General features: G+C 44.9%; 14 protein-coding genes. 3 read left to right on the top strand and 11 right to left on the bottom strand.

Features of this window, described 5'->3' with window-relative positions:
• The first annotated feature begins 2 nt into the window (after nt 1-2).
• The 3 genes from ACYCS5_RS16560 (at nt 3) to ACYCS5_RS16550 (ending at nt 2,272) form a co-directional block, all read left to right on the top strand.
• A complete protein-coding gene (locus ACYCS5_RS16560; protein WP_029516832.1) occupies nt 3-425 on the top strand; it encodes a GtrA family protein in 423 nt (140 codons plus the stop codon).
• Nucleotides 422-1,303, top strand: coding sequence for a UTP--glucose-1-phosphate uridylyltransferase GalU (gene galU, locus ACYCS5_RS16555; RefSeq protein ID WP_023986636.1), 882 nt, complete (start codon nt 422-424; stop codon nt 1,301-1,303). The genes ACYCS5_RS16560 and galU overlap by 4 nt, the downstream gene beginning before the upstream one ends.
• A gap of 141 nt (nt 1,304-1,444) precedes the next feature.
• On the top strand, nt 1,445-2,272 hold the full coding sequence (locus tag ACYCS5_RS16550; protein WP_459761320.1) for a class I SAM-dependent methyltransferase: 828 nt from the start codon (nt 1,445-1,447) through the stop codon (nt 2,270-2,272).
• 164 nt (nt 2,273-2,436) lie between these two features.
• On the opposite strand, the gene ACYCS5_RS16545 is transcribed toward ACYCS5_RS16550, so the two are convergent.
• The 11 genes from ACYCS5_RS16545 to ACYCS5_RS16495 all read right to left on the bottom strand — a co-directional run bounded on the left by ACYCS5_RS16545 (nt 2,437) and on the right by ACYCS5_RS16495 (nt 16,156).
• The gene (locus ACYCS5_RS16545; protein ID WP_029516834.1) at nt 2,437-3,186 is read right to left on the bottom strand and encodes a glycerophosphodiester phosphodiesterase; all 750 of its coding nucleotides are present in this window, start codon (nt 3,184-3,186) and stop codon (nt 2,437-2,439) included.
• An 87-nt stretch (nt 3,187-3,273) separates the two neighbouring features.
• Nucleotides 3,274-4,335, bottom strand: a complete 1,062-nt coding sequence (locus ACYCS5_RS16540) for a hypothetical protein (protein ID WP_029516835.1) — start codon at nt 4,333-4,335, stop codon at nt 3,274-3,276.
• Nucleotides 4,336-4,359: 24 nt separating this feature from the next.
• Nucleotides 4,360-6,255, bottom strand: coding sequence for an HSP90 family protein (locus ACYCS5_RS16535; RefSeq protein WP_029516836.1), 1,896 nt, complete (start codon nt 6,253-6,255; stop codon nt 4,360-4,362).
• Nucleotides 6,256-6,675: 420 nt separating this feature from the next.
• Nucleotides 6,676-8,190 (bottom strand): arabinosylfuranosidase ArfA, encoded by a 1,515-nt coding sequence (arfA, locus tag ACYCS5_RS16530; RefSeq protein WP_029516837.1) that lies wholly within the window; start codon nt 8,188-8,190, stop codon nt 6,676-6,678.
• Nucleotides 8,191-8,498: 308 nt separating this feature from the next.
• Nucleotides 8,499-10,085 (bottom strand): S8 family serine peptidase, encoded by a 1,587-nt coding sequence (locus tag ACYCS5_RS16525; RefSeq protein WP_165149182.1) that lies wholly within the window; start codon nt 10,083-10,085, stop codon nt 8,499-8,501.
• 148 nt (nt 10,086-10,233) lie between these two features.
• On the bottom strand, nt 10,234-11,016 hold the full coding sequence (locus tag ACYCS5_RS16520; protein ID WP_165149184.1) for a muscle M-line assembly protein unc-89 Uncoordinated protein 89: 783 nt from the start codon (nt 11,014-11,016) through the stop codon (nt 10,234-10,236).
• Nucleotides 11,017-11,172: 156 nt separating this feature from the next.
• Complete coding sequence (locus ACYCS5_RS16515; protein ID WP_165149186.1) at nt 11,173-11,448, bottom strand: peptide maturation system acyl carrier-related protein; 276 nt, start codon at nt 11,446-11,448, stop codon at nt 11,173-11,175.
• Nucleotides 11,449-11,461: 13 nt separating this feature from the next.
• A complete protein-coding gene (locus tag ACYCS5_RS16510) occupies nt 11,462-12,586 on the bottom strand; it encodes a TIGR04066 family peptide maturation system protein (protein ID WP_459759798.1) in 1,125 nt (374 codons plus the stop codon).
• Nucleotides 12,587-12,597: 11 nt separating this feature from the next.
• Nucleotides 12,598-14,052, bottom strand: a complete 1,455-nt coding sequence (gene ccpM / locus ACYCS5_RS16505; protein WP_238437948.1) for a Cys-rich peptide radical SAM maturase CcpM — start codon at nt 14,050-14,052, stop codon at nt 12,598-12,600.
• A 71-nt stretch (nt 14,053-14,123) separates the two neighbouring features.
• Nucleotides 14,124-14,309, bottom strand: coding sequence for a CLI_3235 family bacteriocin precursor (locus ACYCS5_RS16500; protein ID WP_165149190.1), 186 nt, complete (start codon nt 14,307-14,309; stop codon nt 14,124-14,126).
• 104 nt (nt 14,310-14,413) lie between these two features.
• Nucleotides 14,414-16,156: an ABC transporter ATP-binding protein gene (locus tag ACYCS5_RS16495; RefSeq protein ID WP_165149192.1), complete on the bottom strand. Its 1,743-nt coding sequence runs from the start codon at nt 16,154-16,156 to the stop codon at nt 14,414-14,416.
• Nucleotides 16,157-16,228: the final 72 nt, after the last annotated feature.

Here is a 16,228-nt window from a genome sequence, read left to right as displayed (position 1 = left end):
CTATGAAAAGTCGCATGGCCCAGCTGCTTCCTATGATTCGATTTGGCATTGTAGGTCTGGTGAATACAGGCGTAGATTATATTATTTTTATGCTGCTAGCTTGGGGCGGAGTGCCGGTCATTGTAGCGCAGATCATTTCGTACAGCTGCGGCACAGCCAACAGTTATATTTTGAACAGCAAATGGACATTCAACAAACAACTATCAAACGACACAAACAAGCGTCAATTACCCAAATTTATCGTCATCAACCTGGTCGTATTAGGGATAACCTCCCTATTACTGCAAGTGCTCCACACGGGAACCGAGTTGCCACTTGCTTTAGACAAGCTGATCGCCACCGCAGCCGGAATGATCATCAATTATATCGGGAGCCGATACTGGGTATTTGGTTCCCCATCCCGAAAGGAAAGTGAGTTTCTATGAGAAAAATTACAAAAGCTGTTATTCCAGCCGCCGGATTAGGAACCCGTTTTCTACCAGCTACGAAAGCTTTACCGAAAGAGATGCTTCCCATCGTAGACAAGCCGGCTATTCAATATATCGTAGAAGAAGCTATCAAGTCCGGAATTGAGAGCATCATTATCGTAACGGGGCGTAATAAAAAAGCCATCGAGGATCATTTTGACAAGTCTGTGGAGTTGGAGCAGGTACTGGAGAGCAAAGGTAAATACGATCTTCTGCGTGAAGTTCAAAGCATCGGGGGTAAAGCAGTCATTCACTATATCCGTCAAAAAGAACCTCTCGGCTTGGGACACGCGGTAAGCTGCGCTCGTCAGTTCATCGGCGATGAACCATTTGCCGTGTTGCTGGGCGATGATATTATGAATTCCTCCACCCCGGCGATCCGTCAAATGATGGATGTCTACGAGGCGACTGGCAAGCAAGTGGTCGGCGTGCGCACGGTGGAAGAACAAGATGTGAGTAAATACGGCATTATTGACTCTACTCACCAGAACGGTCTCATCCACGAAGTCGGCGGGCTTGTTGAAAAACCTTCTCCGGCAGATGCCCCTTCGCGGCAGGCAGTCATTGGTCGGTATGTATTGGAGCCTTCCATTTTCTCTATATTGGAAAACCTGTCCACTGGGGCAGGCGGTGAATATCAATTGACAGACGCACTCCATCAGGTAGCATTGCAGAACCAACTGCTCGCATTGGAACTGGAAGGCACACGTTATGATATTGGAGATAAAGCTGGATATCTGGAAGCCGTGCTCCACATGGGTATGCAACGCGAAGATTTGCGTCCAATGCTTGACTCCATGATGCGCGAGTGGGCGCTTGCTTCAATGATAAAATAGGGAATTTCCCCTCCGAAATCCGACGGGTGCTGTGAAATCACGAGAGTAGATGGATGAACATGTAAACCTGTACAATGTAGGAGTACAGCAGCATTTGAATCTGCTCGGCCGCCCGGTCGAAACTAAGGAGGAAGAGGACCTATAATACCTGAGGGAAATCTGCAAAGCAACGTAGATCGTTTTAGCGGTTTTGCCGACAACTACGATCAGCACCGCCCGGAAGCACCGTCACTCGTCGTGGAAATCGTCAGCCGCTATCTGGAGCGAAACGTAGAGCTCGTTGCCGATATTGGCTGCGGTACAGGACTTTCAACTTTCATATGGGAAAACGTTGCTCGGCAAGTCGTCGGTATCGAGCCTAACTCGGACATGAGAGGAAAAGCGCAGCACAAGCTGGAGACAGCAGGAACGACAAAGGCAGGAACCATTTCCTTCAAAAGCGGGTTCTCCAACAACCTGCCCTTTGAGGACGGAACTGTAGACGTCATCACCTGCTCTCAATCCTTTCACTGGATGGACCCCGAGAGCACGCTTCAGGAAGCGGGCAGGATCTTGGCTCAGGGCGGCGTGTTCGCAGCCTTTGACTGTGACTGGCCTCCGGTGCTGCAATGGCAGATAGAGCAAGCTTATACAGAGCTTATCACCAAAGCGGATACCCTTTTGGAACAGGAAGCCCCAGTAGAGCAGCAAGCTCATAAATGGAGCAAGGATCAGCATTTAGCTAATCTGCACCGTAGCGGGCAATTCCGATATACCCGGGAGATTGTTTTCCACAACCGTGAGCAGTGTGACGCAGCTCGTTATACAGGGCTCGCTCTCAGCCAAGGGGGTATTCAAAGTCTCTTAAAACTTGGCAATCGAGCGCTTGACGAAGATATAGCCCACTTCGTGAAGCAGGTAGAGAATCATTTTCAGGGCAGAACACTAGACATCCTGTTCAGCTATCGTATGCGGCTCGGCATCAAGTAGAAAGGAATCAAGGCCATCGTGGATGATACGCTCTTCGGCTTAGGGCAAAAAAGACTCTCCCTCGCCTCGTAAAAACGAGTGCGTACAGGAGAGTCTTTTTCTTCAATAAATAGCCACGCTCATATCCCTGCAAACCTTAGTTGCAGTTCCACTGTGTCTTCAACCTAGGAAGAGCGGACAGCCAATAAGTGCGCCAACCGATCAGGATAGTCCGTGATAATGCCGTTTACCCCGGCCTCTAGCAGACGCTTCATTTCTTCTGGCTCATTCACCGTCCATGGGTGGTAGACGACGCCTAATGCCAAAGCCTTTGATACAGCTTCTGGTGTAACCACTTGTTTGTAGGCATGAAGTGCGGTAACCCCGAATTGGGTGGCATACTCGGATGGGCGGACCATAATTTCGATATACAGCGCCCCCGTCTTGATTTCAGGAGCAAGCTGCGCACAGAGCGCCAGCGATTCGTGATTAAAGCTGGATATGATTACCCGCTGTTCTAATCCAAAACGCTTCACGGTAGCAATGACCTCTTCCTCCATTCCCGGATAGAGATAAATGCTATTTTTCAACTCTAAATTAATTATTGTATTCGAGGAGGACTGGGCTAGTTCCAGTAGCTCATCCAGCATTGGGACCCGCTCACCTCGGAATTTCTCACCAAACCAGCCGCCCGCATCCAATTTATTTAATTCTTCCAGCGTAATATCCCTTACATCCAGTGAGCAACCTGTCGTACGCTTCAGCGACTCATCGTGAATCAGCACCAGATGCCCATCTTGGGTACGCTGCACATCCGTTTCTATACCTGTTGCTCCCAGTTCCAAGGCGTGGCGGAATGCCGCCATCGTATTCTCAGGACATACACCTGAAGCTCCGCGGTGTGCGAAATTAATCACCTTTCCGGTTACAGTCACCACATAACCCCTCCTGTCATTTCACAGGAACATTATACCTGCTCATTGTTTGGGCAGTATAAAATATTCGTCACAGCTACACTTCTTCTATGCCGTTTGAACAATTTTCCCGATCCACTCGGAATAAAACGTATTCCCGTTCCGTCGATCAAAATCAGCCGCCGCTGACTCTGCCAGTGGCCTAAAATACGCAATGATTTCCGTCAATGTGCGCTCCTCTTTCCCCCATTCCAAGGAAGCCGGCAACCGGATCAACCGTTTTTCTCCCGAAGTATCCAACTTTTGCAGCAGACTCACCATCGTCGCGTAAAAATACATCTGCTCCAGCCCGCTCTCATAGTCTAGCGCCATATGTAGATGACGCTCTACCACTTCGATCCCTTGAACCGGATCAGCAATCGTCAAATATTCGATATGCTCTGCTATCGTTTTCAGAAAGTCACGGTCATCCCGGACTAGGCGATAGCCTTTACGATGCTGCTCCTTTGCCTGATCAACCTCGCCTTGACGATAAAGCGGCAATAGCACCTGCGAGAGCGTCACATGCGGCACTTCTGCACATCTCATACGACCCGACAAAATCGGTTTTGCCACGGCAAGCGCCTGCTCATCCTCTCCGGCCAAGTAGTAGAACCGCACCATCTGGCTCTGCTCGCAGGCTTCACAATCACTCATACTGTCCCGTTCGATCAAGCGGAAGGTATCCAGATATCGCCGTGCTTCTTCCAGATTTCCCATGTCCATCGCGATGCGGAACTTATAATAGTAATATGGACGCTCATTATACCCGTATTCGGCATAACGTCTGCGCATATCCTCCGCCAGATCTTCTATTTGAGTCTTCGATATATTGGAAAAGCTGCACACCTTCCCAAGTATCCATTTGTAATTCCACAACAGCTCATCTGCGTCGTATTCCTCTGGATTTTGATCAAATTGGCCCAACTGCCACGAAAAAGCAATCAGCGACTTCAATGGGTATCCGTTAAAAATAGCGCAGTCTACAATCTCTCCCCGAATTTCATAAGCGAGTTCCTTCAATCCGGAAGTGTCTGCCAAGCGAACAGCCTCTTCCAGAATCGCCAGCTTTGCCGCCCCTCCGGGCATATCCTGCGCCTGCTCCATCAATTCATATATTGTCTCTTCCATTTGAATCCTCCCTTAATTACGCAATTACGTATTCTGTCCGTTCCCTAATCCCCAATTGATAAAATGCAGTACACTCCGGTTCATCAGCCCTAGCTCACTGCGGTTCATCGGATAGTGACCCATCATAAGCGCATTCACATACATCATTTCTGTAGCAGCCGTAACCATCTGCGTATCGGTAGCTTCAAGAATTCGGGCCACCACCGGGTTGTTCAGATTAAAGTATAAAGTGGAGTAGCCCGAATTTTGCTGGACTCCTGCTTTCAGACTATCAAGCACATTGGAAAAAAGTGAGGTTGTCTCCTCAACCGTGTTTTCCATGGAGCGCAAGGTCAGTGCATCCTGAGAAATGGTATACAATACTGGCAAACTCGCAGGCTCAAAACGCTTCAACTCAGCGCGACAACGCATTGGCTGCAAAGCAGCATCCATGACACGTAGTACACCGTAATAATTCTCGCGCTCTTCCTGTGTTAGCCCGGTAAATGATAGAGATACTTCCTCAGGGCTAAGACGCTCTGTTTGCAGGTTAGGGTCAATCCAATGCAGCTTTTCCAAAATGTCTGAATCATAAATATAGCCGCCATTGATCACCAACATGGATTGCGCCGCCGCCACATGCGTAATCTGACGATACTCATCTACTGTCGATGTGTAATGCAACGGACGTCCGCCCGCCTCTCGGATCAGTTCACTCAGTTCACGCCGCCCAAATGTACTTTCGAAGGAAAACCAGCGATGCATAATCCGCAGAAATTCATCATCCTCGACCGCGAGCGCCTTCATGGACAGCTCGTGCAAACGAATCCAGTGTTGCAAACGGTCTGGTTCATATTCCGCCATGCGTAGCAGTTCTTCCCGAATACAGGTCCCCAATTCAGAACGAACCGCATCAAGCTGCTCATTTTCATAAAAATATTCACGTGATGCCGTTGGTTGCAATTCATCTGTCCAAATCAGGCTTTTAATGAAGAATGCCCATTCTGGCAATACATTTTCCGCCTTATCGGACACCAACATATGCTTCAAGTACACCCGGTGCAGCCGCTTGCTGTTCAGATTAACACTACGAGGCAAAATGAATGCAATCCCGCCTGTTCTGCCCGATGCCGTCCGCAACGGTATAAAATCACTGAAGCGCTCGCCCATCAGGCGATAGCCTAAATCTAGCACCTCACTACGGCGGCTCCGTAATTGTTCTGGGTCCTGCATCCAGCTCGTCGATGGAAGATTGACGCGCTTGGTCTCCCCGTCTACAGACAGTATGACCGGATACGGCAGCAACGCACCATAATAGAATAAAGACTCCTCTACATGCGCCGGCTCATAATAAAACTCACTTCCCGGCTTGCAGCGCAAATAAATTTGCGTTCCTACAGGCAGTTCGGTCTCCAATCGACGAATCGTATACGTCCCATCCGGCTTCCCTCTCCATTCCATGGAGACGCCTTCCTTCACCGAGCGGGTCAGCACCACAATTTCATCGCTCACCATAAAGCAGGATAGCAACCCAATCCCAAATCGTCCGATAAACGAAGTCTCAGAAGCCAGCAAATCGGCTCCCTTCTTGGAAGACTGACCGATAATCGATAAAAAACGGTGAATGTCTTCTTCTGACAACCCAATGCCGTTATCCTGAATCATCAATACCTGTTGCTCCCCGGCACCAGATAACTCTACGATGACTTTGCCTTCATAGTTGTTACTCTCAGAAGCTGTAGCTTCAAGGGTCTTGTCTTCTTTCAATACTTTACTTTCAGCAGCAACCTTCCGCAGCTCCTTGCGAGCCGTGATCGCATCTGTTGCATTTTGCAGAACCTCACGTATAAACACTCGTGGACTGCTATATAAATGATTGGCCAAAATATCAATCATACCGCCCAAGTTCACTTGAAAACGATATTGGTCTGTTTGACTCATAGAGATCATTCCTTTCTCGAAATGCTACTGCCATCATCTGATTTAAATAGACTGTCTTTTAAAGTATAACGTGGATTTAAGTCGGATTGCACACCCTGCATTTCAGATATCAGTACGTTGACAACGACATAATAGGGTCTTTTTTCACCTGGGAAGTCTGGCACTGGGTCTAATTAACTTCATAAAAATGTACGGAGTACGAGCACTTAGTGAATAAAGGTCATCTTTGTCTAGTTAAATTTAGTAATAAACATAATATTTATTTAAAATCCACCCTTCTCTCAGAACCCTATATCTATGGAGGGACAAATGGCTCATTTTACGCAAAAAGCTCGCATTGCCGCTCTTGTAATACTCTTACAAGAGAGAATGCGAGCTTATTTAGGTACAGTCGAAGCTGTACCCTTTTACAGAAGAGAATTAATGAGACTTAGCGAGACGGATAACGTTCCACGATGCTTTGCCCAAATGAGCTTTTACAATTCCGTCATCAAGCTTGGCGTTACCGCCGTTGTGAGGCGTAACTTTTTCACCAGCTGGACTGTTGGTCGCTTTAAGATCATCATGCTCCAATACAGTATGCTCGACAATGCGGTAGCCTTCAAAACTGCGTACATCTACTGTCAGCTCCAGCGATTCAGACAAATGACGGTTCACTGCAAAGACAGTCAGCGCGTCTCCCTCTTCATCATAAACTACAGCGCTGTCCAGATAAGGGATGTCTGTGAAGTCCTTGGAGTCGTATTTTTCCGAATCCACGACAGGCATCAGCGATATCCCACGACCATAACGGGAGGCATGCAGATACGGATAGAAGATCGTTTGTTTCCACGCCTTTCCACTATTCTCGGTCATGATTGGCGCAATAACGTTGACCAGTTGGGCGAGACAAGCCATTTTCACACGATCCGCGTGGCGCAGGAACGTAATCAACATGCTGCCTACCAACAATGCATCCTCAAAGTTATAGATATCCTCAAGCTGCGGTGGTGCCACAGACCACGGATCAATTTTTTTGTCCGCATCATTGGAGTGGTACCATACGTTCCATTCGTCAAAGCTGAGCATCATTTTTTTCTTGCTGCGTTTCTTTGCTTTGATATAGTCACAAGTCGAAATGACCGTATGGATAAAATGATCCATATCCATAGAGCGTGCCAGATAATTAGCCGTATCATTGTCATGATTGCCGTAGTATTGGTGCAAGGAAATATAGTCGGCTACCTCATAGGTATGATCCAGTGTGGTTGCTTCCCATTCCGGGAACGTTGGCATCGTGGAACTGGAGCTTCCACAGGATACAAGCTCAATGTCAGGATCAATCAGCTTCATAGCTTTTGCAGATTCAACAGCCAGACGGCCATATTCTTCTGCTGTCTTGTGACCAATCTGCCATGGGCCATCCATCTCGTTACCAAGACACCAAGTTTTAATCTTATGTGGTTGCTCAACCCCGTGACTACGACGTAGATCACTCCAATAGGAGCCGCCTGTGTGGTTGCAATATTCCACCAGATTACGCGCAGCATCAATTCCGCGTGTACCCAGATTAACCGCCATCATGACTTCGGAACCTACATCCTTGGCCCATTTGAAAAATTCATTCGTGCCTACTTCATTTGGCTCGACCGTTCTCCACGCCAGCTCCAACTGTCTAGGTCTGGACGCGACAGGGCCGACACCGTCTTCCCAATTGTAACCGGATACAAAATTACCGCCCGGATAGCGTATAATAGGAACATCAAGCTGTTTTACCAACTCTTTAACATCATTACGGAAACCGCTTTCATCACTAGTTGAATGAGTAGGCTCGTAAATACCGCCATATACGGCACGCCCGAGATGCTCTACAAAAGAGCCATAAATGCGTTTATCGACTTCAGCAATACGAAAAGATTTGTCTACAATCATCTTTGCTTTTACAGCTGCTGCCACCTAAACCATCCTCTCTGAATGCGAAAATAAAATCCGTTCTACCACCAAGATTAAGAAGCCGTTTTATTTACGGTTTTAATATAACACACCCTATTTATCATAGTCAATATTATCATTAAATACTTAATATATTTATTAATATTTGTAATAAACGATAAGCAATTGGTTACGTATTTCTAAATATTTTGTTTTATAAACAAACTTATTGAGTGAATAACCACTTTACCAAATAATAATAATAACGGATTATAGGTGCGTTCAAAATAGTGCTACTGCCGTATCTTGCAGTCTGTTTTAAATAGTGAATATCAGTCTACCAACAGTTGTTCTAAATATGTATAAATACCACCTATATCGCCCGCGTTTAAGTTTGAGAGGACCCATTCTTTCAAATATCCCTGCTCTGTCCGTATAGATATGTAAATACCTTCAGTTTCCACTTTCACCAGCAAAGAAAGCTCAATATCTACGCCTAATAAAACTCGTTCTTTGGTGCAATCCTCAGTATTCGCAGCCTTTACACACAAAATAGCAATATCCGTATAAGCGTTATATGCCATTTTACCCGCATTATATAACAGTTCCTGTAATCCATTGCTTGCATCCAAAGGGAGCGTATACTCCATATCATGCAACACTGCCGCGGACTGGTCCACCGCGATCCAGCTTTGGTATTCATCCCGGGCAAAGGCCCCTCTCAACTCATGCAAAAAATAAATAATGTCAATGCCCTTGTCATAATAAATACAAATATGCGGAATGCGTGAATCCTCTATTGAGCTAGTCTCCTCCTGCGCCATAAAGAGCCCCTCCTCTTGCTGCCACCAGCGCAAATAGCAAGACGAAAAATTCAGTGATGGGGTGTGTCGTTGATTTTTAGAGATATAGACGACATGTTTTCCATACCGTGAAGCCAATTGTTCCACTTCCTGCAAGCTCACTGGCTCCATTTCCCCTAGCAAGACAATCGTATCTGTCAGGTCGCATACCCGTTGTCCACCTTCGAGCGCTGTATCCTGTTGTTCTCGCTCCCGCAGGATGGCTTGTTCGATGATCGCGGCAACTTTGTCGCCAGAGGGTTGAGCTTCACATTGGGTCTGAAAATAATAGGGTGCTTTCGAACTAATTGCACACTCCTCTATAAACACATAGGCGCGCCGTATCCAATCCGGATGTCCGTAACGCATTACGGGTAATTTAGTATCCTGTATCGGAAGATAGCTATACTTATGTAACATATGTTTTAGCTGTTCTATGGAAGGAACAGCTTTGGACTGCTGCAAAACTTTACATATGTGTGCTGTAATCAATGGAGTGGCATAGCTATTGCTGTTGGGACATTGTACAGCCTCTCCAGCTGCACCTACTAGTTCATGCTTGGCAAAAGCGATAAAATCGATACCGCTTGAGAATGCTAACTCAGCATCATATGTATATTGTCCTGCTGTGAGTATACCGCTATGATCGCAGCGCACACCAATCACATTGGCAAAGGAGGCCGGATAAGTAAGAAGTCCTCCGTTTTGTGCAGCACATACTATAATTAATCCCGCCATAGCTGCATCATTTACAGCCTCCCGTAGCATGCTTCGATCTCGATAATTTATACTCCCCAGGCTGATATTTGCTACCTGTACACCATGTTTTACACACCAATCCAGCGCAGCACAAAGCTGAGTTGCATTTCCTTTTCTATGGTTCATTATTTTTACACTGCTAATGATCGCATCTGGAAAATACGTTTGTACAATAGCTGCACATAGCGTACCGTGATTTAAGGTACGTCCATCTTCTACGTCTCCATGAGCTATTTCGACGTTATATAATAATTGGGTGTTTAAAAAGCCAGCATTAACCCCGTCGTCAATAATGGCTACATGAATCTTGCCATTCATGTTTTCTCCCCCTGTCTCTTCGGATTGTGGAATGAATCTCACGGCTCTGTTCCGTTCCATTAGAGTAAGCGGAGGGTGCCTCTGCGAACGATAGCGTTCGTCTGAAAGCACCCTCCTCATTTAGCTGACCATGTACATGATAGCCGGATCAGACTGCAATATTTACCATCGTGCCTGCAGTCTTCGCCCCGTCTTTGGCCGAGTCCAGATAGGCATTGAGCTCTTGTTCAGTCCACACCCTGTCAGCCTCCGTACTTGCTTCCTTCTCATCCTTTGGTTCATCTCGATCTGTAATCGCCGGTTCGTTATTCACTGCTTCACTGATACGCTCATTAATATTCGCTGCGATGTCCATGATCTTTCCATTAAGTCCTTCTGCCTTCTGACGCAAAGCCGCTGATCTTGCAGGGTTAGTGTTTTCCCACCCCTTAGCTTCGCTTTCCAATGTAATTTGTGCCATTTTGGTTATTTTGGCATTCTTCAACTCATTGTTTGCAGATACAACACCATGCATTGTATAGGTGATCAGTCTTTGCTGCTGCTCCTCAGCAGTCTTGGGCGTATATTGTTCCTGTTTGCCTTTCTCAGCTTCTTTTTTACTTTCCTCATCCATGCCCAAAGCTTTTTTTTGTTCTTCCAGTGACTGCTTTTGAATGTTCTCGTCAATTTGCTGAATTTGCTTATCTATCTCTTCCATTTCAGCTTTTACAGCTTCCGGACCGAGACCACGCTTAAGAGCATTACTTAAATAGTCCGAACGCCTCTCCATCAAATTTTGCTTTTGCTCTGTCAATTGTTGTATAACCTTGTTTTGTGGCTTGCCTATACTCTTCCTTTCAGCCTGAGCGGATGTGGGATGCCGTAGTTCAAGTCGGTTGTTATCTGCGGTGCGGAACGGCGATTGGTGAGATGATGTAAATGATACATTCATCCTAAAACCTCCAATTCTCTTCTAAATGAGGATTTTGCAAAAATCCAATAAGCGACTGAAATCGAATTTTGCAAAATCCTGAAATAAGTGATTCTAGAAGTATATCGGATTTTTTTGTATGTTTTTGTATGTTTTATTATCATTTTCACAAATCCTTCAATCCTTTTCCACAGTTAAGCAGTCCTTTATCGTCTCATACAAGCTGTTATATGTAAGCAACCCCCCTCCCACTATACGCTCTTCCGGAATTAGGATAGCAAAGCTTTTTTCCACTTCAAATAATAGATATACCAGATCTCTGGGGAACAGCCCCATATCAGGACCCAGTAATGTAGCCTCTTTATTTATCTCATCCGCTTTTATTTTAAAAAGCTTCCAAAATATATTTTCCAGTTTCATTCCTGTTCCCGTTACATCCTGAGTAAAGTTCATGTTCTTCCCTCCATTACAACTGAGCTACATGATGATCAACCGAAAAATAATGTAAAATATCCTTCATCAGCCTATTTATATCTTCATCGTTGGACAGATGGAGTACAGGCACGGAATAATTGGAAAACTCCTGTTTTTTCTCCTCCACGAAACGATGATCAACAGATGCGTATTGCATATTGACCGTGGAAGAAGAATAACTGTCGAATACATTGTTACATATGGCGTATCCCAATAATGAAGAGGAAAAACGGTTTTCCATGTACTGTTTCACATGCTCCAAATATTTTATATTGTATTCATCATAGTGTAGACAACAGATCAGGCCATCCGGTCTGACGGCACGAGATACCAAAAATGAGGTTACTCCAAAATAATTCGTGAATGTATTGTTAAAGGGAACAATCCCACCCGGAATGCCCACGAGTATTAGATCAGGCTTTTCGCTCTGCTCTATTTTTTTCAAATATCGATTAAACATGATAATCTTCTGGGTTTCCGTCATACCGCTCTCAAACATAAACTGTGGAAAAGAATGTGCACCAATCAGCTCCCCGCATCCATTAGATGTGATTTGCGACACCCGATATCCTTGTGCTTCAAGCTTCTGCCGAAGGTTAAACTGTAAATTAAGCTTATGCGTTCGCTCGTTCAACCCTAATACAAACAGAACCGGTGTAAAAAAATCATGAATAACAGAGCCCGGGTCAGGCGGTAAAATATCCTTCGTGCGTACATCAAATGTATTTTTTAAAATCAGCTTGTCATCTTGCTCCTCACAGGGTTCGATGAATTCCATACATGGGTCTGGCAAAGTGAAATTACACATGACTTTTTTGCCAAGTTGTCCAGCCTTCTGGATCACGGGAAGATACACCTCAGCTACATCCAGCTTGAAATTGGATTTCACCAGTAATATAGCATCACAACGCTCTATTTCTTGCTCCAAACAAGACTCTGGCTTCACTATGAAGCCTGTCACTTCCCCCTTGTCCGTTACACAGGCATCTTTCCCGATCATACCCGACCCTTGAAAAGAAATAAGTACAACTTCCTCATAACTTCCTAATAGATTCAAGTTCCTAACCAGGGCTATCGTTTCATAATCAAACGGGAAAATGATTAATTTATTGGTCATGGAGACACCCCTCATGCTTTTTCAAAATCGAGAATCGTATCCTCGGAGAAATCATAGCCCAGCTCATTCATCATGCAATAATCAAGTAAGGTGTGCCTAATATCATTTTTGACTACCGAACAGTGACTCAGCTTCTTTGCTTTGGACAAGGTATGCAAATCATCTGCTACAGCAACACACAGCGTACAAAAACGGAAATTCCAACAGTTTTTACATGCATCCTCCGTGATGGTCCCTACATTCAAAATCTGGCTGATTTTATCCACTTCAAAACCTGTGTCTACCTTTCCAATCTGCACCACCTCCGACTGTTCACTGACCCGTTCACATGGATACAGGTTTCCATGCACATCCGCAAACAATCGCTGTACACCAGGCACACAGGGTCCGCCATGATGCGCTTCGATCGGCATCCCTGCAGAAGGCTTTCTATAATGGAACATTCGGAAATACATCTGAATATAATAGTCCTTAATTAGCTTGGAGACATGGCTTTCATCTACTCTCCCAAATTTGGAAAGCATCATTTTAACTACCTCATAGCCTCTCTGCTCAATAAATTCATTTCTGTACAAAATTTCATCCTTCACATAAGCATCGTTAATGTAGGACGACTTTACACTGTACAGACTTTCGAAGGTTTCATAATTCGTATAAAAATCATTGACGCAACCAAAATCATTGCGGGTATCCAGCACCACATTAAAATTAATCCATTCAAAGAGGCCCGGGTAATTCCTCTTAATTTTGTCCACATTGGCAATGATCGTATCAAAGGAGCCTCGCCCGTTAACAGCAAACCGTCTGTTTCTGTCATGATTCTCCTGATCTCCGTCCAGACTGATGGTAAGCACAAAACGATGTTCATCGAGAAAGGCCAAAATATCGTCATTAAGCAGCGTACCATTGGTCGTCAAATGAAAGCCTACATCTCTATACGCTACCTGCTCCTTAATATATTCCACACATTTCTTGACCAACGGAAAATTAATGAGCGGCTCTCCCCCATAAAAACCAAAATCCAAACGGTCACTGTCTACTGACCTATCAATCACAAAATCGATACACTTGCGCGCTGTCTCAAAATCCATCATCAGATTCGTATGACCTCGATTGTCATATCCTCCTGAATAAACGCAGTAAGAGCATCTAAGATTGCAATTTTGAGTTACCTGTAAGGTGAGGGTCTTCAGCTGATGCTGAAGCATATGCTCCAGGTGCTTTGTCTTGGGATGATTCATAATCTGCGGACGCTGTGAAGATAAAAATCCGTTATCCAGCAAATCACGGATATACTGCTGCAATTCCGGTGTAGCCTCTATCTGATCCAGGTCGAAGCTGGAATGCGAATTCAGAAAATGATAAGCCTCCTCTTTAATCCGCAAAATCAAGTTGGTATTTACATCATATACATAATGGTGGAGTCTCGTCTGAAATGTGTATATAAAAGGTTGGCACATGTTCATGATTCACACCTACTCTGTTTTGATGTGGACAGAAGCCTGGAATGTCCAGGCTCCTCCATACAGATACAAGCTTAATAATTACCAATTCCAGTTCCATTATCTCTGCGATAAGAGCCGTCGCTTTCACGCTGAGTATTGGAGCTTCGAGTCCGACTGCCTGCGCAATAACAGGAGCAAGGACAATAACAGGAACAACCACAGCCAAATGCCTCAATCGTGTCGCCTACATTCGTGCTTCTTTTCACAAGCTTACGCATGTTAAACTACTCCTCCCATTCATAATATGATTTAAAAGGGTGTTCACCTATACTAATTCCGTACATGGTGTTAAATCACACGATGAAAGCGTTTGTTTTTTTCATCATTTTATTGGGACCTCTTCTTTCTCTAATACCCATTCTCTGTATTCCGCATGACAGGTCATAAAATGGGAGTGTGATCCTATTTGGGCCGGTTCGCCGTTCTCCAACAAAATAACTCTATCGACATGCGCTAATATCTCGCTGCGATGCGTAACGATGATTACGGTCTTGTCACGCAGCCGGGTCTTCAACAATTGCTGGACATTTAGCCTGGCTGCTGCATCCAGATTGGAAGTCACCTCATCAAAAATAAACAATGGTGCTTCCCTGATCAATGCCCGGGCCATGGCGATTTTCTGTCTTTGCCCACCCGACAACCTGGAGCCATTCGAGCCTATGGGGAAGTCATCTGCCGAGCTCTGAACCAATTCTTCCAGACCAACCTCCGCGATCATTGCCTCTATTGCATCATTATTAACTTCTGTATCTAAGCGGATATTGCCAAAAATAGTAGTATCAAATAAATATACCTGCTGACTGACTAAAGCTATTTGACTTCGATACTCATCTATTTCATAGCTTTGGATATCAATGCCGTCATAGGTGATTATCCCCTGATCAGGCTGGCTGAATCTCATAATCAGATCCAGCAGCGTAGACTTCCCTGCCCCATTTGCCCCAATGATAGCTACCTTTTCCCCTCGGGCAATCCTAAAGCTCGCGTGGGGCAGTACGGGTTCATCCTTGGTATAGGAAAAAGAAACATGATGAAATGCAATGTGATCCTCAAATGGCGGCTCAGTGAGAACAGACACTGGAGGGACTGAATTAGCTGTCTCCTCCTCAGCCCAATCCAAAAACTGATAATATCGAATGGCGGAGGGAACGACTTCAGCCAGCATGTAGCCAATGTTTAAAATAGCGAAAACAGGAGTGGTAACATAAGCACTGTAAGAAACAAAGGCAAAAATACCCCCTACAGTGAGCTGTAAACGAAAGATAAGATTAGCACCCACAACGTACACAAGCATCATTAGAAGCTGAATTAAAATAGATTCCGAGGCGATATTCCAGGCGTCTAGAAGTGATAATTTCCGTTCTGAATCTACAATTCGACGCTGCTTGGTTGAGAACTGCTGATGCTTATGTGGAATAAGACCAAACATTCGCTGCTCCTTCATGCCCCCGACAGATTCCCCAAACCACTGGGCAAAATCACTACTGCCTTCAATTAAATCCCCTACCAGTTTTTTTCTACGCTTCACAAAATACTTCACCACAACATATTTGATGGGTAAAAAGAGCAGCACGATTACAGTCATTTTCCAGTTAATGAGCAGCAAACCACATAAACCACCAATCATGCTGAACGCCTGCATAATAACAAAAAATACTCCACTATCTGTGATCCTTGATACATTGCCTACATCCGTGCCAATTTGGTTCAGCAACTCCGCTTCATTAGTTCGGTTAAAATAGCTCATTCGTACTCTTGTCAGATGTAAATACGCTTTTTCAAATAAAGAAAAGGTAACCTGTGCGCTTAAACCTGCCCGAAAGGTTTCTTTACACACATTCAGCAGCTTGTCCAAGCAAACGATTAAAAACGCAGCAGAAGTGTACAGGATTACAGCCTGCATATTCCCTTTTAGAAGACCTTGATCCACAATAACCTTGCTTGTTAAAGGCAATAATATATTCAAGCCCGCTGATAGGATGAGACATATCAAAATGATAGTGACCGTCTTCAGATAAGGCCTAAATGTTGCCGCCAGACGTTTATATACTATGGATTCTTTCATCCTTTTCCCCCTTTCATCAGATGCACCTTCTCCCCCTATTAACTAATTCCGTATCAGAATCAAAATCACCTT

It is taken from the genome of Paenibacillus sp. SEL3 (assembly GCF_054602585.1).
Note: the sequence above shows the minus strand (reverse complement) of the source record. Positions and strands in the feature narration are given on the sequence as shown.

What these genes read in the sequence shown, in the direction of transcription:
- ACYCS5_RS16560 (WP_029516832.1), top strand. Translation starts at nt 3, where the DNA reads ATGAAAAGTCGCATGGCCCAGCTGCTTCCTATGATTCGATTTGGCATT.
- galU (WP_023986636.1), top strand. Translation starts at nt 422, where the DNA reads ATGAGAAAAATTACAAAAGCTGTTATTCCAGCCGCCGGATTAGGAACC.
- ACYCS5_RS16540 (WP_029516835.1), bottom strand. Translation starts at nt 4,335, where the DNA reads ATGGAAGAGACAATATATGAATTGATGGAGCAGGCGCAGGATATGCCC.
- ACYCS5_RS16535 (WP_029516836.1), bottom strand. Translation starts at nt 6,255, where the DNA reads ATGAGTCAAACAGACCAATATCGTTTTCAAGTGAACTTGGGCGGTATG.
- ACYCS5_RS16525 (WP_165149182.1), bottom strand. Translation starts at nt 10,085, where the DNA reads ATGAATGGCAAGATTCATGTAGCCATTATTGACGACGGGGTTAATGCT.
- ACYCS5_RS16520 (WP_165149184.1), bottom strand. Translation starts at nt 11,016, where the DNA reads ATGAATGTATCATTTACATCATCTCACCAATCGCCGTTCCGCACCGCA.
- ACYCS5_RS16515 (WP_165149186.1), bottom strand. Translation starts at nt 11,448, where the DNA reads ATGAACTTTACTCAGGATGTAACGGGAACAGGAATGAAACTGGAAAAT.
- ACYCS5_RS16510 (WP_459759798.1), bottom strand. Translation starts at nt 12,586, where the DNA reads ATGACCAATAAATTAATCATTTTCCCGTTTGATTATGAAACGATAGCC.
- ccpM (WP_238437948.1), bottom strand. Translation starts at nt 14,052, where the DNA reads ATGAACATGTGCCAACCTTTTATATACACATTTCAGACGAGACTCCAC.
- ACYCS5_RS16500 (WP_165149190.1), bottom strand. Translation starts at nt 14,309, where the DNA reads ATGCGTAAGCTTGTGAAAAGAAGCACGAATGTAGGCGACACGATTGAG.
- ACYCS5_RS16495 (WP_165149192.1), bottom strand. Translation starts at nt 16,156, where the DNA reads ATGAAAGAATCCATAGTATATAAACGTCTGGCGGCAACATTTAGGCCT.